Origin of the sequence: Pseudoalteromonas sp. P1-16-1b, assembly GCF_001401785.1 — a bacterium.
Classification (GTDB): Bacteria; Pseudomonadota; Gammaproteobacteria; order Enterobacterales; family Alteromonadaceae; genus Pseudoalteromonas; species Pseudoalteromonas undina.
This window is the reverse complement of sequence record NZ_LKGQ01000014.1, coordinates 1-21924: the sequence shown is the minus strand read 5'-3', so window position 1 is coordinate 21924 and position 21924 is coordinate 1. Positions and strand designations below refer to the sequence as shown.

19 protein-coding genes are annotated in these 21924 nt (G+C 40.8%); 5 read left to right on the top strand and 14 right to left on the bottom strand.

The window, feature by feature from the left end; genetic code table 11:
* Nucleotide 1: 1 nt before the first annotated feature.
* The 14 genes from AN392_RS11210 to rpsB all read right to left on the bottom strand — a co-directional run bounded on the left by AN392_RS11210 (nucleotide 2) and on the right by rpsB (nucleotide 13562).
* Nucleotides 2-394, bottom strand: coding sequence for a septal ring lytic transglycosylase RlpA family protein (locus tag AN392_RS11210; protein ID WP_055012771.1), 393 nt, complete (start codon nucleotides 392-394; stop codon nucleotides 2-4).
* Nucleotides 395-530: 136 nt separating this feature from the next.
* Complete coding sequence (gene lpxA / locus AN392_RS11205; RefSeq protein ID WP_008110972.1) at nucleotides 531-1301, bottom strand: acyl-ACP--UDP-N-acetylglucosamine O-acyltransferase; 771 nt, start codon at nucleotides 1299-1301, stop codon at nucleotides 531-533.
* A gap of 2 nt (nucleotides 1302-1303) precedes the next feature.
* Entirely contained in the window at nucleotides 1304-1756 is a 453-nt protein-coding gene (gene fabZ, locus AN392_RS11200) for a 3-hydroxyacyl-ACP dehydratase FabZ (RefSeq protein WP_008110974.1), read from the bottom strand.
* A 27-nt stretch (nucleotides 1757-1783) separates the two neighbouring features.
* Complete coding sequence (gene lpxD, locus AN392_RS11195) at nucleotides 1784-2806, bottom strand: UDP-3-O-(3-hydroxymyristoyl)glucosamine N-acyltransferase (protein WP_055012770.1); 1023 nt, start codon at nucleotides 2804-2806, stop codon at nucleotides 1784-1786.
* 7 nt (nucleotides 2807-2813) lie between these two features.
* On the bottom strand, nucleotides 2814-3332 hold the full coding sequence (locus AN392_RS11190) for an OmpH family outer membrane protein (protein ID WP_010388129.1): 519 nt from the start codon (nucleotides 3330-3332) through the stop codon (nucleotides 2814-2816).
* Nucleotides 3333-3343: 11 nt separating this feature from the next.
* Nucleotides 3344-5815 (bottom strand): outer membrane protein assembly factor BamA, encoded by a 2472-nt coding sequence (gene bamA / locus AN392_RS11185; protein WP_055012808.1) that lies wholly within the window; start codon nucleotides 5813-5815, stop codon nucleotides 3344-3346.
* A gap of 105 nt (nucleotides 5816-5920) precedes the next feature.
* Nucleotides 5921-7273, bottom strand: coding sequence for a sigma E protease regulator RseP (gene rseP, locus AN392_RS11180; protein WP_055012769.1), 1353 nt, complete (start codon nucleotides 7271-7273; stop codon nucleotides 5921-5923).
* 1 nt (nucleotide 7274) lies between these two features.
* Complete coding sequence (gene ispC / locus AN392_RS11175) at nucleotides 7275-8477, bottom strand: 1-deoxy-D-xylulose-5-phosphate reductoisomerase (protein WP_055012768.1); 1203 nt, start codon at nucleotides 8475-8477, stop codon at nucleotides 7275-7277.
* Nucleotides 8474-9340 (bottom strand): phosphatidate cytidylyltransferase, encoded by an 867-nt coding sequence (locus tag AN392_RS11170; RefSeq protein WP_055012767.1) that lies wholly within the window; start codon nucleotides 9338-9340, stop codon nucleotides 8474-8476. The genes ispC and AN392_RS11170 overlap by 4 nt, the downstream gene beginning before the upstream one ends.
* A gap of 21 nt (nucleotides 9341-9361) precedes the next feature.
* On the bottom strand, nucleotides 9362-10141 hold the full coding sequence (locus AN392_RS11165) for an isoprenyl transferase (RefSeq protein WP_010388117.1): 780 nt from the start codon (nucleotides 10139-10141) through the stop codon (nucleotides 9362-9364).
* A 256-nt stretch (nucleotides 10142-10397) separates the two neighbouring features.
* Nucleotides 10398-10919 (bottom strand): ribosome recycling factor, encoded by a 522-nt coding sequence (gene frr / locus AN392_RS11160; protein WP_218651693.1) that lies wholly within the window; start codon nucleotides 10917-10919, stop codon nucleotides 10398-10400.
* A gap of 50 nt (nucleotides 10920-10969) precedes the next feature.
* Complete coding sequence (pyrH, locus tag AN392_RS11155; RefSeq protein ID WP_016899281.1) at nucleotides 10970-11719, bottom strand: UMP kinase; 750 nt, start codon at nucleotides 11717-11719, stop codon at nucleotides 10970-10972.
* A 158-nt stretch (nucleotides 11720-11877) separates the two neighbouring features.
* Nucleotides 11878-12729, bottom strand: a complete 852-nt coding sequence (gene tsf, locus AN392_RS11150; protein ID WP_010388114.1) for a translation elongation factor Ts — start codon at nucleotides 12727-12729, stop codon at nucleotides 11878-11880.
* A gap of 104 nt (nucleotides 12730-12833) precedes the next feature.
* Nucleotides 12834-13562: a 30S ribosomal protein S2 gene (gene rpsB, locus AN392_RS11145; protein ID WP_008110990.1), complete on the bottom strand. Its 729-nt coding sequence runs from the start codon at nucleotides 13560-13562 to the stop codon at nucleotides 12834-12836.
* A gap of 272 nt (nucleotides 13563-13834) precedes the next feature.
* On the opposite strand from rpsB, the gene map reads away from it, so the two are divergent.
* The 5 genes from map (at nucleotide 13835) to AN392_RS11120 (ending at nucleotide 21799) form a co-directional block, all read left to right on the top strand.
* Complete coding sequence (map, locus tag AN392_RS11140; protein ID WP_054202413.1) at nucleotides 13835-14620, top strand: type I methionyl aminopeptidase; 786 nt, start codon at nucleotides 13835-13837, stop codon at nucleotides 14618-14620.
* Between the two features lie 156 nt (nucleotides 14621-14776).
* The gene (gene glnD, locus AN392_RS11135; RefSeq protein ID WP_055012766.1) at nucleotides 14777-17395 is read left to right on the top strand and encodes a [protein-PII] uridylyltransferase; all 2619 of its coding nucleotides are present in this window, start codon (nucleotides 14777-14779) and stop codon (nucleotides 17393-17395) included.
* Nucleotides 17396-17404: 9 nt separating this feature from the next.
* Nucleotides 17405-18232 (top strand): 2,3,4,5-tetrahydropyridine-2,6-dicarboxylate N-succinyltransferase, encoded by an 828-nt coding sequence (gene dapD, locus AN392_RS11130; RefSeq protein ID WP_010388107.1) that lies wholly within the window; start codon nucleotides 17405-17407, stop codon nucleotides 18230-18232.
* Between the two features lie 276 nt (nucleotides 18233-18508).
* The gene (locus AN392_RS11125; protein ID WP_010388106.1) at nucleotides 18509-19531 is read left to right on the top strand and encodes a tetratricopeptide repeat protein; all 1023 of its coding nucleotides are present in this window, start codon (nucleotides 18509-18511) and stop codon (nucleotides 19529-19531) included.
* A gap of 237 nt (nucleotides 19532-19768) precedes the next feature.
* Nucleotides 19769-21799, top strand: a complete 2031-nt coding sequence (locus AN392_RS11120) for a BCCT family transporter (RefSeq protein WP_055012765.1) — start codon at nucleotides 19769-19771, stop codon at nucleotides 21797-21799.
* Nucleotides 21800-21924 lie beyond the last annotated feature (125 nt).

Genomic DNA, 21924 nt, shown 5'->3' with positions numbered 1-21924 from the left:
ATTACTTATTATCAATAACGGTGACCGATACATCAATAACGCCGACTTTAGGGTCGGCTATTTTTTTAAACATCGCCTTAGATAAATCTATAATTCGCCCCCGAATATAAGGACCCCTGTCGTTAATTCTGACCACCACTGACTTATTATTAGCAATATTAGTAACGTTTACTCGTGTACCAAACGGGAGCTTTAAGTGAGCAGCTGTTGCCGCTTGTTGACTAAATCGCTCACCACTGGCAGTAAGTCGGCCGTGGTACTTATCAGCATAAAATGATGCTTTACCTTGCTCTGCAACATCACGTTGTTGATTATTTATATTACCTGGCGCATTACTACAGGCGGCCAAAATCACCGACAGTACTGAAAGCAATACTAACTTTATTAGTTTCATTCTTTATACTTTATTGAAAAATGTAGAGGGAGTGTAATTGGACGATACTGAGTAGAGACTGAATTATTAATCAGCTAATAAAAAACCACCTTGATTACTCAAAGGTGGTTTTTTAATTTGTTAAAAATGCTATTTTTTAACGCACAATACCGCGTTCAGAACTTTTAACGAAATCAATCATCAATTGCACTGCTGGAAACTTTGCAGCATCTTCAGCAAGTAATTCAATCGCTTCATCAACACCTAAGCTCTTGCGGTAAAACGCTTTATAAGCGCGGCGTACTGCCATGATTTCATCACTTTCAAAACCACGGCGTTTCATGCCTTCAGTATTGATTGCTGCAGGGCCTGCTGGCATACCAATGGTGGTAACAAATGGAGGTACGTCTTTGTTTACCCCCGAATACATACCAACAAATGCATGCGCACCAATTTTACAAAATTGATGAACACCTGAGTTACCCGCTAAAATCACCCAATCACCAACATGAACGTGACCCGCTACACTGGCATTATTTGCAAAAATAACGTTATCGCCAATTACCGCATCGTGTGCAACGTGGGTGTAAGCCATAAATAAGTTATTGCTGCCTATTTTGGTAACACCTTCATCTTGAATTGTACCGCGGTGGATAGTCGCACATTCACGAATCACATTATTGTCGCCAATAATTAAACTGGTTGGTTCGTTGTTATATTTTTTGTCTTGGCAAGCTTCGCCCACAGAGGCAAACTGAAAAATATGGTTACCAGAGCCAATAGTAGCAGGCCCTTTAACAACAACGTGAGACTCAATAATGCAGTCATCACCAATAACAACATCATTACCGATGTAACTATATGGTCCAACTGACACATTGTTACCAAGTTTTGCACCCGGTTCGATTATTGCCGTAGCATGGATCACAATTAAAACTCTCTTCTAGCACACATGATTTCGGCGCTACACACTGTTTTGCCGTCAACTTTAGCTTCAGCCGCAAATTTCCATATGTTACGACGCTCTTTTAAAAACTTAACATGAAGATGCATGGTATCACCTGGCACAACTGGCTGCTTAAAACGCGCGTTGTCTACAGCTGCAAATAGGTAAAGTTCGTTTTCGCTACGATTTTCAACCGTTTTAAACCCTAATAGACCCGTTGCTTGCGCCATTGACTCTAATATTAGCACACCAGGAAAAATCGGCTGATTTGGGAAGTGGCCAGTGAAAATAGGCTCATTAATCGATACATTTTTAATTGCATGCAATGATTCACCTGGGGTGAAATCGATTACACGATCAATTAGTAGCATCGGGTAACGGTGCGGTAATAAACTTAAAATTTCTTGAATATCAAGGCTATTTAATTCGTTTGCCAAAATAGCATCCTTTTTAGTGTTCAACGATCATGACTTGTTCAATGCTTCAAGCGCTTTTAGACGTGATTTCATGTCTGAAAGGTTGCGCAAATGAGCAATTGATTTTCGCCATTCTTTGTTAGTCGTATGAGGCATACCAGATGAGTAAATACCTGGTTCGGTGATTGATTTGGTCACCATACTCATGCCGGTAATTATAACACCATCACACACAGACATGTGACCGTTAATTGCGCTCATGCCGCCAATCTGGCAATTTTTACCTATGGTGACACTGCCTGCAAGTACAGTACAACCGGCAATAGCGGTGCCTGAGTTAACTTCAACGTTGTGTGCTATTTGACACTGGTTATCAATAATAACGTTACTGTGGATAATAGTATCATCAAGCGCACCACGATCTATCGTGGTACTTGCGCCAATTTCTACTTTATCGCCAATGATCACAGAGCCTAATTGTGGAATTTTAAGCCACTGACCACGTTCATTTGCATAGCCAAAGCCATCACTACCAATGACAGTGTTAGCTTGCAATAAACAATCTGCGCCAATCTCAACATCATGATAAATGCTCACACTTGGCCAAAGTTTGGTGCCTGAGCCTATTTTAGCACGTTCACCAATAAAACTGTTCGGACCAATTTGTGCGTTATCACCAATTACAGCATCAGCTTCAATTACAACATTAGCACCAATGGCTGCACTTTTGCTCACTTGTGCACTGGCATGTATTACCGCACTCGAGTGTATACCACTATTTGCACTACGAGGTGTAGTATCCATAAACTGAGCGAGTTTGGCATAACAAACATAAGGATTGGCAACGATGATTTTATTGCCTGAAAAGTAAGGCGCATCGTCAGGGCTGAGTATCACCGCACTGGCCTTTGTTGTCTCAAGCTGAGATCGATATTTCTTGTTCGCTAAAAATGCAATATGCCCAGTATGGGCATTTGCAAGTGTCGCTATTTTTTTAATTTCTAAAGCGCCATCACCTTGAAGCTCGGCGCCTAGAAGTTCCGCAATTTGCGAAAGCGTATAATTTTGCATAGGTTAATTATTTCTTACTTACAGCTGTTACTACTTTTTCAGAAAGATCAGTTACTTCTTTAGGATTAAAGTAAATAGTTGTGTCTTTTACTTTAACTTCGTCAAAATCACCTTTTTTAGCAATCTCTTGGATAGTTTCAATGATTAAAGTCTGAACTTTAGCCAACTCCTGATTTTGACGTGCTTTAATTTCTTGCTCTAACGGACGGCCCTTTTCAGCAAGGTTTTTTTGCATACCCTGAATTTTATCACGTAATGCGTCTTTTTGATCTTGACTCATTGTGGTGCTTTCACGCTTAAACTTTTCAGCTTCAAAGCGAATATCGCCCTGTAACTTTTCAAGCTCTTGACGACGCTCAGCAAATTCAGTTTGTAAAGACTGTTCGATTTTAGCCATTTGTGGAAGCTGCTTGTAGATTTCTTGCATATCTACAATACCCACTTTATGAGCAAAAGCATTAACTGATGTACCCATCATAAGTGTAGCTAGAACTGCAACTGCTGTTGATTTGAATAATTTTTTCACAAAAAACTCCTTTAGAAAGTGTTACTAATATTAAAACTGATGGTCTTGGTATCGTCATCTTCTTCTTTTTGCAACGGATACGCAAAGCTGATCAGCATAGGACCCATAGGTGAGATCCATTGTAATGATAAACCGGTTGCAACCCTAAAGCGCATTGGGTCTGAATAATCATCTAATTTTGCACGCTCATCAATACCTAAGTTTTGATAACGATCAACGTTAAACTCGGTATCCCAAACGTTGGCAGCATCAACAAAGAAACTAGTACGTACCGAACTGGTATTTTCTTCATCTAAGAACGGTGTAGGAACAATAAGTTCCATACCTGCAACCGCCTTCGCGTTACCACCTATACGGCCCTGAGGTCTCAATACATCAAACTCAGATGCCCCACCTATATTACCTGTGGTTGTACCATCACCCGATGGCGTGCCTGGTATAGATTGCGGTACTCGTGATACTGCGCGCGGTAAGATAGTATTTCTATCAAAGCCGCGTAGTTCCATTTCTGTAATACGGAAGTACTCTTGGAATGGGAGCGTCTGCTCATACCCGTTAGTAGAGCCATAACCATTACCGTAACCTAATGCCGCACGCGTTGAGAACACCCAACGATGATCGTTTGATATCGGCCAGTAAAAACGTGAATCGTAATTTAATTTAAAGTATTTTAAATCTGAATTCGGCGTTGTTGCTGTTAGGTTTAATGTTTGTCTTGAGCCAGCTGTTGGGAATAAACCACGGTTTACCGTTACACGCGACCAACCTACACTTAACTCATACTTGGTAAACTCAAAGCCCGCATCAGGGTTTTCTGGATCGAGGAAGGTTTCACGTAATACACGTGTTTGCTCATATTCAGCGATATCTGATAGTTCTTCTTCTATCCAACGAGCCCCAAAGTTAATACGATTTATAGCATCAATTGGAAAACCAATGTTAGTCCCAAGGCCATAACTTTTTGACTTATAGTCAATTAAGCTAAACTGGCTAGCATCGTAGTTACTGTAAAAAATGCTGCTGCCTTGCGATACCCCATCTGGCGTAAAGTAAGGGTCTGTGTACGACACACTGACACGCTCAGAGCCACGCGAGGTATTAATGTTAAAACCAATTTGGTTACCTGTGCCTAAAAAGTTAGATTCAGTTACACCAATATTAAATTGCAGGCCTAAGTACGAACCATAAGCAAGGCCGGCATTAAAGCTACCCGCAGATTGCTCTTTAACAGTAAAATCAACATCTACTTGGTCATCCACACCTGGAACAGGCACCACATTAAAGTCAACAGTTTCCATATAAGGTAAACGTTGAATTTGTAATTTAGAACGCTCAAGATTTTGGTTAGATAGCCATGCACCTTCAAGCTGTGTCATTTCACGACGTAGTACTTCATCAGCTGTATTTTGGTTACCACCTACAATAATTCGACGAACATAAACACGTTTTCCAGGGTCAACCGACAAAGTTAGTTGTACTTCTTGGTTTTCGTCATCAATTTCTGGAATGGTGCGTACTTCAGCGTTAGCATATCCAAAACGAGCTAAGTAACTTTTTATAAACTCTTCTGAAGAAGTCACCACCGAGCCGTTATACAACTCTCCGGTACGAAGTGGGATAACACTTTTTATTAGTTCTTCTCGGCCGAGTAAATCACCGATAAAATCAAAGCCTTTCACTTTGTATTTTACACCTTCGGTGATATTTGCCGTTACATAAACCGATTCACGTTCAGGACTAACTGATACTTGAGTTGAATCAATATTAAAACGCAAATAACCACGGTCTAAATAAAAGCTACGAATTTTTTCTAAATCGCCTTCGATGGTTTGTTTTTGATAGCGATCGCTACCCATAAACTGCCACCAAGGTAAATCTTGTTGCGACTCTGCAAGCTGAAGTAGCTCTTCGTTTGAAAAAAGTTCATTACCAACTAAGTTGATTTGACGAATAGAGGCTGCATCGCCCTCATCAAACTCGAGTCTCAATTTAACCCGGTTACGTGGCAGCTTAGTGATACTTATGTCCACTTTTGCATTGTATTTACCAATGCTGTGGAAAAACTCAACTAAGCCTTTTTCAATATTATCGATAACCGTTTTATCCAGCGGCTCGCCTTGACGAATATCTTGTTGATCAAGCGACTGGTTTAACTGCTCATCTTTAATGTCTTTATTGCCTTCAAATTCAATAAAGCTAATTGTTGGGCGTTCAGTTACTTTAAAAATAACGTTATTGCCATCACGCAACGCTTTTATATTGTCAAAGTGACCTGAGCGATAAAGTGACTTAATTGTTTTTGAAATTGTATATTCATCAACATTGTCGCCCACGTTGATAGGAATATGCGTTAATGCAGCACCAAGTGCGACACGTTGCAATCCTTCAACTTTTAAATCTTCAACAATAAAGGAGTTTTGGCCTAGGGCTGCAAAACTTGCACCCAATAAACTTGAAACTACCAAATGTTTTTTTATAGCCATTTTATTATCTTTATCCTTTACAACTGTATTACCGCTTAGCATCGAAAACTAAATAGTTACGAGCTTTACAATCGTGTTCTAATTTGTCGTCACCACGCTTAAATACTACAAGCGCGATACATCATTGAACAAAGCGAAACATGTTAGAAAAATGAGTAGCAAGGCTCCCACTTTAAAACCAAACTCTTGTGTCTTTTCAGAGACTGGTTTTTTACGAAAAAGTTCAATTATGTAATACATTAAGTGCCCACCATCAAGCACTGGCAGAGGAAGTAAATTAAATACTCCCAAATTAACGCTGATCAAAGCTAAAAAGCTTAAAAATGCGACTAATCCGTAACTAACACTTGTGCCGGCACCGACTGCAATGCCGACGGGCCCACTTAGGTTTTTAACCGACACCTGGCCTGTTATTAAGTTACCTATCATGTCAAAACTCAGCGTAATTAAACGCCATGTTTCTTTTGTGCCCAGCACAATACTATCTAGTGGCCCATAATGTCTAGTCTCTACAAAATCATCAGGCCACTGCTCTACAACCGGAGCAACACCTAAAAAGCCTTGTTCAACACCATTACTGACAACTCGGCTGTTTGGGGTCACTATTATTGTTTTTATACTATCTTGTCTTTTTACACTAAATTGTAAGGATTTGTTAGCCGATTGAGTAATAAGATTAACTAATTGCTGCCAACTGCTCATTGTTTCGCCGTTTACAGCCAGAATAATGTCGTTAACCTGTAAATTTGCCTGTTCAGCAGCAGAGTCTTTAGTAATCGCCGCAATAGTGAGTGTTGCTTGAGGGCGAAACGGCACAATCCCCAACGAGCTCAATGGCGGTACATCTTGCTGATCAAGCTTCCAACCATCGAGGTTGAGAATTTGCGTTGTTTGTTGATAATTTTCATTACGTAAAGTAACGGCAACACTTTTATCACCCAAGTGCGATATCAAAGAAAAAGTCGCATCTTGCCAATTAGTAATATCGTCATCACCAATTTTAATTATTTGCTGAGTAGACGTAATGCCTGCTTGTTCTGCTCTACTGCCTTCAACAACATTACCTACAACCGGTTTTATGGTTTGCACACCCACCATATACATGGCCGCTAAAGCAAAAATAGCAAATAAAAAGTTCGCCATAGGCCCAGCAGCCACAATAGCTATTCGCGCTTGAACAGATTTAGCATTAAACGATAAATGACGTTGATTTGCGGGTACTTCATCAACACGCTCGTCGAGCATTTTCACGTATCCGCCCAGTGGGATTGCCGCGATCACGTATTCAGTATTGTATTTATCGTGCCATTTTAATAAAGGTTTACCAAAACCAATTGAAAAGCGCAGTACCTTAACGCCCGCCTTACGAGCCACCCAAAAATGACCGTATTCGTGAACGGTCACTAAAATTCCGAGTGCGAGTATAAATGAGCCTAAATTCCAAAAAAAATCGAACATTTTAATGCACCACTTTGGTTATAAACTGCGCTGCGCTCAAACGTGCTAAACGATCACACTCTAAAATTTCATCGAGAGTTTTCGCATCAGTAAATTGTGCGGCGTCTAATGTTTGCGCATTCACTTTATAAATATCCGTAAACCTAATCTGCCCCTGTAAAAACGCATTAACTGCAATCTCATTAGCCGCATTAACGGTGGTGGTGGCTCCTTGGCCTGCATCACAGGCTGCAATTGCAAGCTTTAAATTGGGGTAACGCGAGAAATCAGGTTTAGTGAACGAAAAATCACAAATATCAGAAAAATTTAACGGTTTAACACCCGCATCAATTCGCTGTGGAAAGGCAAGCGCATGTGCTATAGGGGTGCGCATATCGGGGTTTCCCATTTGCGCTAAAATAGAGCCATCTTGGTATTGCACCATAGAATGGATAATACTTTGAGGGTGAATCACCACATCAATATCGCTGGCATCACAGTTAAATAACCATTTAGCCTCAATAAACTCTAAGCCCTTGTTCATCATTGTGGCTGAGTCTACTGATATTTTTTGTCCCATAGACCAATTAGGGTGAGCAACCGCTTCACTGACACTAACGCTATCAAGCGTATTAATATCACGGTTTAAAAATGGGCCACCAGAGCCAGTTAATAAAATTTTGCTAACGCCATGCTGCTCAAGCCGTGCTTGTCCTTGGGTGTTTTGTAACGTACTAGGTAAACACTGAAAAATAGCATTATGTTCGCTGTCGATGGGTAATAAAGTTGCTTGATGTTGTTTCACTTTATCAATAAACAACTGACCCGACATCACCAATGACTCTTTGTTTGCCAGCAGTACTTTTTTTCCTGCTTCAACTGCGCTCAAGGTAGGCAGTAACCCAGCTGCACCAACAATAGCTGACATCACAGTATCAACATCAACATGCGCACAAAGCTCACTCATGGCTTTCTCGCCATGCATTATTTGTGTTTTACACATACCTTTTAAAAGTTCACTAAGCTGCTTAGCGGCTTGCTCTGAAGCCATAACAGCATACCGAGGTTGATGAGCAAGACACAACTCAGCCATTTTCTTTGCATTTTGCCCTGCGGCCAATGCGAACACCTTGAACTGCTGTTGATTTCTTGCAACAACATCTAACGTGCTAAGACCTATAGACCCCGTTGCACCCAAAATAACCAGTTGTTGCACTACACTCATAAACTCAGTGTCCAGGCAAAGCAAATAACAAACATCGGCGCTGCTGCAGTTAAGCTATCAATACGGTCTAAAATACCGCCGTGCCCAGGTAGGCAACTGCCGCTATCTTTAAGACCCGCTTCACGTTTAAACATACTCTCGAGTAAATCACCTACCGCAGAGAACAAAGCAATAAATGCTGTCATTACTGCATAAATTGGCCACACAGAAGTATCAACGTTAGTGTAAAAACAAAAAGCCAATACAAATAACACCGCAGCAACCACGCCACCGGCGAGGCCTTCTATGGTTTTATTTGGACTAACTTTAGGCATTAACTTATGTTTACCGAAACTTTTACCGGTAAAGTAAGCGCCAATATCGGCACTCCATACAATACCTAGAACCACTAAAATCAGCATAGAACCATAGTGTGTTGATTCTGTATATTGCGCACTTCGAAGGGTGTTAAGCGCAAGCCACAGTGGTACCAATGTCAGTAAACCTGCAATACCGCGCATCACGAGCCCTTCATTCCAGCCTTTAGCCATAGCGGGGTAACGCCACACTAAATAACTTGCAACTAACCACCATGAAAACGATAAGGTAAATAAGTAATTGGCATCACCTACAAGCTTGCCGTTCTGCCATAGAGTTTCTATCGGCCAATGTAAATTAAGTAAACCGAGTAATACTGCAACTAACAATACAAACGCACCGCGTTTTAGTTTATCGCATAGCCCCATAAAAGCAGACCATTCCCATGCGCCCATTAATACAATAGCACCCGCAAAATAACTAAATAACGTTAGTGGGGTGTAAAAAACCAAAGCCAGTGCTAATGGTGCTAGCACTAGTGAGGTTAAAATACGTTGTTTTAACAAAATGATGACCCTTAATCTATTTTAGGTTTGAGCGAGTAATTGTTTTATTTGTTCGCCCGTGCAACCAAAACGTCGCTCTCTGGCAACGTAACATGCGATGGCCTCTGCAAAAGCAGCTTCGTTAAAGTCAGGCCAAAGTGTATTGGTAAAATAAAGTTCAGCGTAGGCTGCCTGCCAAAGTAAAAAATTACTAATTCTGACATCGCCACCAGTACGGATCAATAAATCTGGCTGTGCCTGATCTGCCATACTCATATGCTGTGCAATATGTTCTTCTGTAATGTCTGCGGGATCAAGTTCCCCATTTGCTACTTGTAAAGCAACCTGCTTAGCAGCATGAGTCATATCCCAGCGACCACCGTAATTTGCCGCTACATTTAAGTGCAGACCGGTGTTATTCGCTGTTAGTTCTTGCGCAGTATGTACTTTCGCACGCAAGCTTTCAGAGAATCGAGATAAATCTCCAATGATGGTTAGTTTTACGTTGTTTTTATGCAGCTTTTTAACTTCTTTACTTAGTACAAATAAAAAAAGCTCCATTAATGTATTTACTTCGTCTTCAGGGCGGCGCCAGTTTTCACTACTAAAAGCAAATAAGGTTAACGATTGTATCCCTAATTTAGTACAAAACTGCACAGATTGACGAACTGCATCCACGCCTTTTTTATGCCCATATACACGAGGCCTATTTCTGGCTTGTGCCCAACGCCCGTTCCCATCCATGATGATGGCAACATGTTTAGGCAAACATTGCTGTGAAATTGTATCAGCGTCTAGAACCATAAATTTTGTGTATTCCATAAAAAAACGCCGCCTAGTATACCCCAGACGGCGTTTCAAAACTAATAAATTTAACCTGTACCCGTGATAATAAATCTACTTTAAGCAAATAATTATACAGCTAACAACCTTGTATTTACTGATAATAGAGCCACTAGTAAAGAGAAAATACATTCTGTTACTCTTTAAAATCACACAATTAAAGTAAAGTGCGAATACTTGTGAAAAGCGGCTTAATTATTTAGCTAAAGCTGTTTGCCTAGGTCTAGAACAGTTATTAGATTTCCATCAACTCAGCTTCTTTCGCTGTTAATTGTGTATCCATTTCTTTAATAAACTTATCAGTGATTTTTTGAATTGCATCTTCACCTTGACGTGCTTCGTCTTCAGAGATGTCTTTATCTTTTAATAAGTTTTTAATATCGCCATTTGCATCACGACGAATATTACGAATAGCAACACGTCCGCCTTCTACTTCGCCACGTACGATTTTAATTAAATCTTTACGGCGTTCTTCAGTCAATGGAGGAAGAGGTACACGAATAACCGTGCCTGCAGACATTGGGTTTAAACCAAGGTCAGAAGCCATAATAGCTTTTTCAACAGCTTGCGCTAAAGACTTATCAAATACACCAATAGCCAGTGTACGTGAATCTTCAATTGTTACATTTGCAACTTGGTTTAACGGTGTTGGAGCGCCGTAGTACGACACCATAATGCCGTCTAAAATTGCAGGATGAGCACGGCCAGTACGAATTTTAGATAATTGACTACCAAGTGCTGCTACACTTTTTTGCATGCGCTCTTGCGCATCTTTTTGAATATCGTTAATCACGGTTTAATCCTAATCTAGTTACTAACTTCATCTGAGGCTTGTGAAGAAATAAGGGTTCCTTCTTCTTCACCCATTATTACGCGTTTTAATGCGCCTGATTTATTCATATTAAATACGCTCAATGGCATATTATGGTCGCGAGCAAGAGTAAATGCCGCTAAATCCATTACTTTTAATTCTTTATCAATAATTTCATTGTAGCTTAAGTGACGGTAAAGTGTCGCATCAGGGTTTTTCACCGGATCATCACTAAATACACCGTCTACTTTGGTCGCTTTAATTACCGTATCAGCTTCAATCTCAATGCCGCGTAAACACGCTGCAGAGTCAGTAGTGAAGAACGGGTTACCTGTGCCAGCGGCAAAAATAACAACGCGACCTGTTTTCAACAAGCTAATAGCTTCAGCCCAGTTATAGGCATCACATACGCCATTTAATGGGATAGCTGACATTAAGCGACAATTTACAAACGCACGGTGTAGCGCATCACGCATAGCTAGGCCGTTCATTACGGTTGCAAGCATCCCCATGTGGTCACCAACAACGCGATTCATGCCCGCTTCGGCTAATGAGCCACCGCGTAAAAAGTTACCGCCACCAATAACTAAACCCACTTCTACGTCGAGTTCTACGAGCTCTTTAATTTCTTGTGCCATACGATCTAAAACTTTAGGGTCGATGCCGAAGCCTTCGTCTCCCATTAAAGCTTCACCACTTAATTTGAGAAGAACACGTCTAAAAATAGGTTTGCGATTGATAGTCATAGTTTTGGGGCCAACTTTTATTGAATTATGGATAAAAAATAACCGCGCTTATGTTAAACATAAAAGCGCGGTTATTTTAAAGAATTTCTAAGCGTGACGCAAAAGCAAATAGTACTTTAATTGCATGTATTTTCCTTTTGCATCACAAATAGTATGTCTTACTGACCTTTAGCAGCTGCAATTTGAGCAGCAACTTCAGCAGCAAAATCTTCTTCTTTCTTCTCGATACCTGCACCAACTTCCATACGTACAAAGCCAGTAACTGTTGCGTTTTTCTCTTTAAGAATTTCGCCAACAGATTTTTTCGGTTCCATGATGAAAGCTTGACCAGTAAGAGAAACCTCACCAGTAAATTTCTTCATACGACCAACAACCATCTTCTCAGCGATTTCAGCAGGCTTGCCTTCGTTCATCGCGATGTCGATTTGTACTTGCTTTTCTTTTTCAACAACATCAGCAGGTACGTCATCTGGAGTTAGGTAGTCTGGGTTTGAAGCAGCAACGTGCATTGCAACGTGCTTAAGTGTTTCTTCATCAGCAACACCTGCAACAACAACACCAATACGCTCGCCGTGACGGTACTCAACTAGTTGTTCACCAGTGATGTATTGAAGACGACGTACATTGATGTTTTCACCAATTTTAGTTACTAGCTCAACACGATCTTCTTCGAACTTAGCTTGTAAGTCTTCGATAGATGTAGTGTCAGCGATAGCAGCATCTGCAACTTTGTTAGCAAATGCTAGGAAGCTTGCATCTTTAGCAACGAAGTCAGTTTGACAGTTAACTTCTACAAGTACTGCAACACCCGCGTTTTGCTTGATGATGATAGTACCTTCAGCAGCAATATTACCTGCTTTTTTAGCAGCCTTTGCAGCACCGCTCTTACGCATGTTTTCAATCGCTAACTCGATGTCACCATCAGTCTCAGTTAACGCTTTTTTACAATCCATCATGCCAGCGCCAGTACGCTCGCGTAATTCTTTAACTAGGGCAGTAGTTACAGCCATTAGTAAATCCTCAAATCTGAAATCAGGTTTAGATAAGCGGGTTACCCGCTCCACAAGAATAGCAAGTCTTCACCTTTAAAAGATGAAGACTTGATGACAGCTAATTACTCAGCTTCTACGAAGTCATCTTTTTCAGCTTGAGCAACGATGTTACTCTCACGGCCTTCAGTGATCGCAGCTGCAACAGCACTAGTGTAAAGGTTGATTGCACGGATAGCATCATCGTTACCAGGTACGATGTAATCAACACCGTCTGGGTTAGAGTTAGTATCAACGATTGCAACAACTGGGATACCTAGGTTGTTAGCTTCACGGATAGCAATGTGCTCGTGGTCAGCATCGATTACAAAGATAGCGTCTGGAAGGCCACCCATGTTTTTAATACCACCAAGGCTCTTTTCAAGCTTTTCCATTTCACGAGTAAGCATTAACGCTTCTTTCTTAGTTAACTTCTCGAAAGTACCGTCTTGGCTTTGAGCTTCAAGGTCTTTAAGACGCTTGATTGATTGACGAACTGTTTTCCAGTTAGTCAACATGCCGCCTAACCAACGGTGGTTAACGAAGAATTGATCGCTTTGTAAAGCAGCTTCTTTTACTGCTTCGCTTGCTGCGCGCTTAGTACCAACGAAAAGAACTTTACCTTTGTTTGCAGCAGCACCAGATAAAAACTTAAGTGCAGTGTTGAACATTGGTACAGTTTGCTCAAGGTTGATGATATGTACACGGTTACGTGCGCCGAAGATGAAAGGCTTCATCTTTGGGTTCCAGTAACGTGCTTGGTGACCAAAGTGAACACCAGCTTGAAGCATATCGCGCATTGAAACGTTTGCCATTTTGTAAATCCTCTAAGTTGTTTAGGGTTAGGCCTCCACATATCCCATAGCACCAACACCGCAGTTAAATGAAACTGAAATGCACCCAAGTGTATGTGACGATACGTGTGTGTGTTAAAATAAAATTGTGTTTGCCTTAAATACAAAAAATCATTTAAGAATTTATTTGTAAAAAGACGGCGCGCTTTATACCATATTAAAAATAAATACTCAACGTCTCGTGCAAAAATTGTGCGACGATAATCATCTAAAAACGCAACTTTGGAGCCTCAATGAGCGCTGTGATTAAGACCCCTGAAGAAATCGAGAAAATGCGTGTAGCCGGCCGTTTGGCTGCTGATGTGCTAGAAATGATCGAACCACATGTGGTACCAGGTATCACCACCGATGAGCTAAATACAATTTGTCATGATTATATTGTTAATGTGCAAGATGCCGTTCCTGCTCCTCTTAATTATCATGGTTTTCCAAAATCAATTTGTACCTCAGTAAATCATGTAATTTGTCACGGTATTCCGAACGACAAAGCATTAAAAGACGGTGACAGTGTAAATATTGACATCACCGTTATCAAAGATGGTTACCACGGTGACACATCAAAGATGTTTCATGTAGGCACGCCTAATATTCAAGGTAAACGCCTAGCAGAAGTTACTCAAGAAAGTCTTTACCTTGCCATTAAAATGGTAAAACCGGGTGTTCGCCTTGGTGATATTGGTGCAGCTATTCAAAAATATGCAGAGAGCTTTAACTACTCTATCGTACGTGAATACTGCGGCCATGGTATCGGCAGCGAGTTCCATGAAGAACCACAAGTAATGCATTACGGTAAAGCAGGTACTGGAGAAACATTAAAAGCAGGTATGTGTTTAACCATCGAACCTATGGTAAATGCGGGCAAACGCCAATGTAAATTACTTAAAGACGACTGGACTGTGGTAACAAAAGACCGTAGTTTATCAGCTCAGTGGGAACACACCTTACTTGTAACTGAAAATGGTGTTGAAATTTTAACACTACGATCAGATGATACAATCGATAGAATTATCGAGCACTAATTTTAAGTGCGCGCTTAATCGCGATAGTAACAGATTTGCCGTATATCGCTTAAGCGGTTTGCTGTAAGGGGGTAACATAACTTATTGCCCTTACAGCAAATATATTATAGAAATAAATTTCAACTTATAATGCAGTCCATATAGGAGCCAGCCTAAGTGGCATTACCTAACAAAGTAAAAAAGTTGCTCAATGATGCTGAGCAATTAAACGATTACCGCGATTGCTCCGCCTATTTCTATAAATGGTTGCATAATGAATTCTCCAAACAACCTGTTGGTAAATTAATTAATGCCCGTGCAGAATTTATTGACCGGTTGCTAATCAAACTTTTTCAGGTTTATGATTTAGCTCACGAACCAGACTTGGCTTTAATTGCAGTAGGTGGTTATGGTCGTGGCGAGCTACATCCCTACTCTGATATAGACTTTTTGTTACTTGTTACGAAACAGCCTAATGATGATATTTGCGAAAAAATCGGCCAATTCGTTACTATGTTATGGGATCTTAATCTCGAGATAGGTCATAGTGTTCGTACTATTGAACAAGCCATAGATCAAAAACGTGAAGACGTTACCTTTGCCACCAGCTTATTAGAAAGCCGTCTTATTTTTGGCAATCATATTGAGTTTGAAAAACTAAAAAACCATATTATTGAAACCCCGGTGTGGGGCTCAGGTGAATTTTTTGTCGCAAAAGTACAAGAACAAAACTTGCGTCACAGAAAGTGCCACGGTACTGCCTACAATTTAGAACCAAATATAAAAGAAAACCCAGGGGGTCTTCGCGACCTGCAAACTATTATTTGGGTCGCTAAAAAGCACTTTAGGGCAGAAACTCTGCAAGAGCTAATTAGTCACGGCTACCTGACCCATGAGGAATATCAAGAGCTGTTAGAGTGTCTTGAAAATTTATGGAATATTCGCTTTGCATTGCATCTAGCCGCAGAACGTTCAGAAAACCGCTTATTGTTTGATCATCAACCCCAAGCTGCAGAAATTTTAGGTTTTGGTAGCGATGGTAAAGCCTCGGTTGAGCGCATGATGAAGCGTTTATTCAGAATCATGAGCCGAGTACGTGAGCTTAACCAAATGTTGCTTTCGTACTTTGAGCAAAGTATTTCGCCAGACAGCAGTCAAGCTACCGTTGAAGAGCTTGATCGTAACTTTGAGCGCGTTGGCCATCAAATTCGGGTAAAAAGTCCGTCTGTATTCTTTAGACGCGATCAACTTTTTGTGTTGTTTGAGCATATTGCTGACCACCCTGAAATTACCCATATATACCCAAGCACAATTCGCACTATTCGCCAAGTTCGTCGCCGTTTATTAGGCGACCTACAAGACTACGCAGCCTGTCGAGAAGCTTTTTTACGAATCATAAAGCATCCTAATGGCATGGGACGTGCTTTTACGCTGATGCACAAACACGGCATGATTGCCGCCTATTTGCCGCAGTGGCGAAATATTTTTGGCCAAATGCAGTTTGATTTGTTTCATGCCTACACAGTTGATGAACACACCCACAAGCTGATCAATAATATTTATCAGTATTTTGATAAAACCGGGATTAGCGAATTCCCAATTTGCAGCGAAATCGTTACGCGTATGGATAAACCAGAGCTACTGTATTTAGCCGGTATTTTCCACGATATTGCTAAGGGCCGTGGGGGCGATCACTCTGAACTGGGCGCTGTTGATGCCATTGCTTTTTCTAAATTGCATGGTTTTGCATCATCAGATGGTAAGTTAATTTCTTGGCTTGTTAGTAACCACTTACTCATGTCGGTAACGGCGCAGCGTAAAGATATAAACGATCCAGACGTAATAAAAGATTTTGCATCGCGAGTAAAAACAGAGCGCCAGCTCGATTATCTCTATTGTTTAACCGTCGCCGATATACGCGCCACTAATGACAACTTGTGGAATGACTGGAAAAACACTCTACTACGCGAGCTTTACTTGCATACACAACGTGCTTTGCGCCTTGGGCTTGAAAATCCTATGGATCAACGCGACCAAATTCGAGATAAAAAGCATCAAGCTAAACAGCGCTTGATTAATTTGCATTACCATGAAGATCAAATTGACTTAATTTGGAGCCGCTTTAAAGCCAATTACTTTACCGCTTTTAGTGAGCAACAGATTTCGTGGCATACGGAGCATTTACTAAAATGCACCGATTTGAGCCTACCCAGTGTTATTGTCTCAAATAAAGCAATGCATGGCGGCACCCAAGTATTTGCATATAGTCCTTATTCAGGTGCGCTATTTGCTCGATTAGTCAGTGTTATTGGCTCTAAAAAAGCACAAATTCAACACGCCCAAGTACTGACCACCAAAGATGGCTACGTACTGTTCAACTTTGTTATTTTAGAAGTTAGCGGAGACCCAATTGCCAGTAGCCGTGCGCAATCGATTAAACGCGGATTAGAGCAAGCATTAAGTGATCCACGTAAAAAAATACGCTTTAAAAAGAGCCGTTCACAACGCTTTAAAGACTTTAATATTAAACCAAAAATTGTACTGCGCCCGCACCCTCGTAAGGACCGTAGTTTAATAGAAATTCAAGCGGTTGATATACCTGGGCTGTTAACTAAAATAGCCGAGGTTTTTCAAGCTTACTTACTCCACATACATGCCGCACGCATTACCACGGTAGGCGAGCGCGCAGAAGATTTCTTTGTGGTATCTAATAACGAATATCAATCGCTGACTGATGAAGAGCAAGCAAAAATTCATCAGGCATTACGTAAAAAACTCAACGCCGAAATTGAATAAGAGGACACTATGTCAGATTTAAAAACCATGATTGAAAATGCGTGGGATAACCGCGACAGCATTAGCCCAACAACCGTATCAAGCGATGTTAAACAAGCAATTATTGATGCACTTGAGCTATTAGATAGTGGCGCAGCGCGTGTTGCAGAAAAAATTTCTGGCGAATGGGTTGTTCATCAATGGCTTAAAAAAGCCGTGCTACTTTCATTTAGAATTCGTGAAAACCAGCCAATGAATGATGGCGTAAATCAATTTTACGACAAAGTACCGCTTAAATTTAGCGACTACACACCAGAACAGTTTCAACAAGGCGGCATGCGCGTAGTACCCAACGCCGTTGCCCGTAAAGGCAGCTTTGTAGGGAAAAATGTTGTACTAATGCCATCGTATGTAAACATTGGTGCTTACGTTGATGAAGGCACTATGGTTGATACATGGGCCACTGTAGGTTCATGTGCTCAAATTGGTAAGAATGTACACTTATCAGGCGGTGTGGGCATAGGCGGTGTTTTAGAGCCGCTACAAGCAAATCCTACCATCATTGAAGACAATTGCTTTATTGGCGCACGTTCAGAAATTGTTGAAGGCGTTATTGTTGAAGAAGGTGCGGTTATTTCAATGGGTGTTTACATTAGCCAAAGTACCCGTATTTATGACCGTGAAACCGGTGAAATTCATTATGGTCGCGTACCTGCTGGTGCTGTTGTGGTTCCAGGTGCTCTGCCTTCAAAAGATGGCACGCATAGTTTATACGCTGCGATTATTGTGAAAAAAGTTGATCAACAAACACGCGAAAAAGTAGGCATTAACGCTCTGCTTCGCTCAATTGATGATTAAAAAGCAGTTGTGAGTTTTTAGCTGTATGCGCTAAGCAGGTTAATATTAAACGTAGATTGGGTTGAGTAAAACGAAACCCAACATCACATTAAAGTTAAGTGTATTCGCTAAAATTTAATTACATACAGAAAAAGCTCTAAGCTTGTATAGGTTTAGGGCTTTTTTAGTGCTTTTAAAATACCTTCTCACAAACCTGTACCCTTTAATCGCGTTGCTTTGTTAGATACCTGCATCTATAGTGAATAAACGCATAATTCGATTATCGAGGATAAGTTGTTGCGCCTTTTCGTTTTAGGTTGGTTGGTGTTATTTGGTTCAACGCAGGCTATGGCTAATGATTTTACATCGTTTGAAGCTAAACTTAACGAAGCCGAAGATTATCTTGTTGTTAATCCCGCACAATCAATAATCATTCTTGAAAATCTCAAAGAACTAAATACAGCTCCTGTTGCGCTATTTATCCGCTGGCACTTGCTTTATGCCCGAACAGCCGTGCCCACAAGTCATTACGATCGGCTTTATAAATCGATTGACGCAATATTTCAGCATCATCAAGCTGACTACTTCAAACAAAAATTGACCACCATAATGAGTGCCTTGGGAATATGGCTACGCCATGCTGAATACTTAAGCGATGCCCAGATCTCATTCAAATGTGCTTATAAATATGCGCACAACGATCGCCAACGATTAACACTCACCAACAGTATGGCGCTGGTTGCTCGCTCGCAAAATGACTTTGCTAAAGCGCGTGCTTTATACTTAAATAATCTTGATCTCACCACGCAATTAAAGCTTCCTAATATAACAGCACTTATAAAAAGTAACTTGGGCTACTTAGCGCTTGATGAAGGCAATGTTACTGAGGCTGAGCGCTACTTTAGAAGTGCGTTAAGCCTTAACCAAAATATTGATAAACGCGCGGGGCAAATCTCAACCGGGCTCAATTTATTAATGGTCTTTTTAATTCAAGAACATCAGCTTAACTTTGAACGTCTCTATACTCCAACGGCAACTTTAACCCATGCATTTCCCAACGAAGCTAAACAAGCACAGCTACTTTGGCTTGAATTAGGCTACAAAAATTTAACTGGCGATTTCATAAGTCAAAAAGATAAACATCAGCTGCAAGCAGCTTACGAGCAATTAGAAAGCGATAAAATGAAACAGCTAGTAGCACATTATCTAGCTAAAAAGCTTGATGTTACTTTAACCCTACCTGAGCCAATTACCGCTAAAGAGTTTACCAGCCCTTGGTTTAACTTAGTAAAGCAATGCAATTGGGAGAAAAGCTTATAGCTTTAAGTTATAAACGTTTATCTGAGTTGAGTTAGACGCCGATGAAATTACACAGGGCTACTCGTCACTGACAGCCGGATTAAAAAGTATGATTTTCAATTTGCTAACACCTATAAATTAACTTTTACCCTCCTTTTTAAAGTATATAAATCAAGCAACTGAATTAGCCAATAAACGGAATATATAATAAGGTAGGCAAGCATACTTGAAAGTTAGCAATTAATATTAAGGATTAATATGACAAAAACTGCTTTACGCTCAACTATTTTGCTACCTGTATTTTTGCCTGCAGTATTTATTATTCTACTCTTGGTCATTGGTACAAGTAGTAACCCTGAACTCGCAGGTCAGGCATTTAGTGTTGCCCTTGCGTGGATAACAGAAACCTTTGGCTGGTTTTATATGTTATCAGTCGCTATTTTCTTGGTATTTATTGTGTGTGTCGCCGCCTCCAGTTGGGGGAATATAAAACTAGGCCCCGATCATGCACAGCCGCAATACAGCTTTGGTGAGTGGTTTGCCATGCTATTTTCTGCCGGTTACGGCGTAGCGCTACTTTATTTTGGTGTAGCCGAGCCAGTACTGCATTACGCATCCCCGCCATCGGGTGCGGCTGAAACCGTGGATGCCGCTAAGCAAGCAATGCAAATTGCCTTTTTCCATTGGGGATTTCATATTTGGGCTATTTATGGAATTGTTGGTTTAGTGCTGGCTTATTTTGCCTTTCGTCATGGTCTGCCATTGTCTATTCGCTCGGCCTTGTATCCACTTATTGGTGATAAAATATATGGCCCTATAGGCCATACCGTTGATGTATTTGCCATACTAGGCACCTTATTTGGTATTGCGACCACGCTCGGACTTTCGGTGACTCAAATTAATGCGGGGCTACACTACTTATGGCCCGATATTCCTATTAATACCACAGTACAAATCTCAGCAATCGCTATTATTACCGCCGCAGCAACGCTCTCTGTAGTTGCCGGAATGGATAAAGGGGTAAAACGTTTATCAATCGTGAATATGACCTTAGCCGTTTCATTAATGGCCTTTGTATTTTTTATTGGCCCAACGATTCATATTTTAGAGTCGTTTTTACAAAATACTGGTAGTTATCTTAGTGGCATAGTTGAGCGCACCTTTAACTTACAAGCTTATAGCCGCAGTGACTGGATTGGTAACTGGACTTTATTTATATTTGGCTGGACGATTGCGTGGGCGCCGTTTGTCGGCATGTTTATCGCAAAAATTAGCCGCGGCAGAACCATCAGACAATTTGTTGTTGGCGTGATGTTAGTTCCTACTATTTTTACTTTTTTATGGTTCTCAGTGTTTGGCGATACAGCACTGAATTTAATAATGAATGAAGGCTTTGATACGCTCATTGGTGATGTACAAGCAAATCATGCCGTCGCGTTATTTCAATTATTTGAAGTGTTACCGCTCTCATTTTTTATTTCGCTACTCACGGTTATTTTAATTGTTACCTTTTTTGTTACCTCGTCTGATTCCGGCTCTTTGGTAATCGACTCACTCGCTTCAGGTGGAAATATTAATACGCCAGCATGGCAGCGGGTGTTTTGGGCGGTGCTTGAAGGCGCTGTGGCGGCTGTTTTATTAGTGGCAGGTGGTTTAAGTGCACTACAAACCATGACCATTGCCAGTGCCTTACCCTTTGCTATCATTATGCTAATTGCCACTGCGGGGCTTTGGCGAGCGCTAAGAATTGAAGGCCATCGCGATACCAGCCTACAAGCACATTCACTTAATGGTCGTAATATTGATCTATCTCATTGGAAACGCCGTTTAGCGGCTATGGTTAATTACCCCAATAAAGAAAAAGTACATACTTTTATTGGTAGCGTAGTCGTTGAGGCAATGAAAGCCGTACAAGCAGAATTTAAATCTCGACAATGGCATGCTGTGGTGGAATTTGATACTGATTTAGGACGCGCTCATTTAACTGTACTACGCCATGAGCATGTTGATTTTGTTTATGACATTCGCCTTACCGAGCACCCTATGCCGAGCTTTGCTTACTCAGAGCTGCGCCCTGATAACGACAATACTGAAATGTATTATAAGGCCGACGTGTTTTTACGTCGTGGTGGTCTGTCGTACGATGTTTATGGCTACAATGAAGATGATATTGTGAAGGATATTCTTGATCAGTTTGAGAACTACTTACACTTTTTAGGTAACAGCCCCGGCGAACTACCTTGGGATATGGCTGAGCATGATGACATGTTAAATATCGATAAAGCTTAACTGATACAGCCAGTATTGAGAAAACGGTAATTAAAAATAAAAAAGGCACTGTAAAGTGCCTTTTTATTTACTCAAATCTAATTAATTACAGCGCGTTAAATACATCATCTGTTTTAGCAGCGCAA

Coding starts and splice junctions, on each gene's coding strand:
- AN392_RS11210 (WP_055012771.1), bottom strand. CDS start 394: ATGAAACTAATAAAGTTAGTATTGCTTTCAGTACTGTCGGTGATTTTG.
- lpxD (WP_055012770.1), bottom strand. CDS start 2,806: ATGCAAAATTATACGCTTTCGCAAATTGCGGAACTTCTAGGCGCCGAG.
- bamA (WP_055012808.1), bottom strand. CDS start 5,815: ATGGCTATAAAAAAACATTTGGTAGTTTCAAGTTTATTGGGTGCAAGT.
- rseP (WP_055012769.1), bottom strand. CDS start 7,273: ATGTTCGATTTTTTTTGGAATTTAGGCTCATTTATACTCGCACTCGGA.
- ispC (WP_055012768.1), bottom strand. CDS start 8,477: ATGAGTGTAGTGCAACAACTGGTTATTTTGGGTGCAACGGGGTCTATA.
- AN392_RS11165 (WP_010388117.1), bottom strand. CDS start 10,141: ATGGAATACACAAAATTTATGGTTCTAGACGCTGATACAATTTCACAG.
- frr (WP_218651693.1), bottom strand. CDS start 10,919: ATGCAAAAAAGTGTAGCAGCACTTGGTAGTCAATTATCTAAAATTCGT.
- pyrH (WP_016899281.1), bottom strand. CDS start 11,719: ATGACTATCAATCGCAAACCTATTTTTAGACGTGTTCTTCTCAAATTA.
- tsf (WP_010388114.1), bottom strand. CDS start 12,729: ATGGCTGTAACTACTGCCCTAGTTAAAGAATTACGCGAGCGTACTGGC.
- rpsB (WP_008110990.1), bottom strand. CDS start 13,562: ATGGCAAACGTTTCAATGCGCGATATGCTTCAAGCTGGTGTTCACTTT.
- map (WP_054202413.1), top strand. CDS start 13,835: ATGAGCGCTGTGATTAAGACCCCTGAAGAAATCGAGAAAATGCGTGTA.
- dapD (WP_010388107.1), top strand. CDS start 17,405: ATGTCAGATTTAAAAACCATGATTGAAAATGCGTGGGATAACCGCGAC.
- AN392_RS11120 (WP_055012765.1), top strand. CDS start 19,769: ATGACAAAAACTGCTTTACGCTCAACTATTTTGCTACCTGTATTTTTG.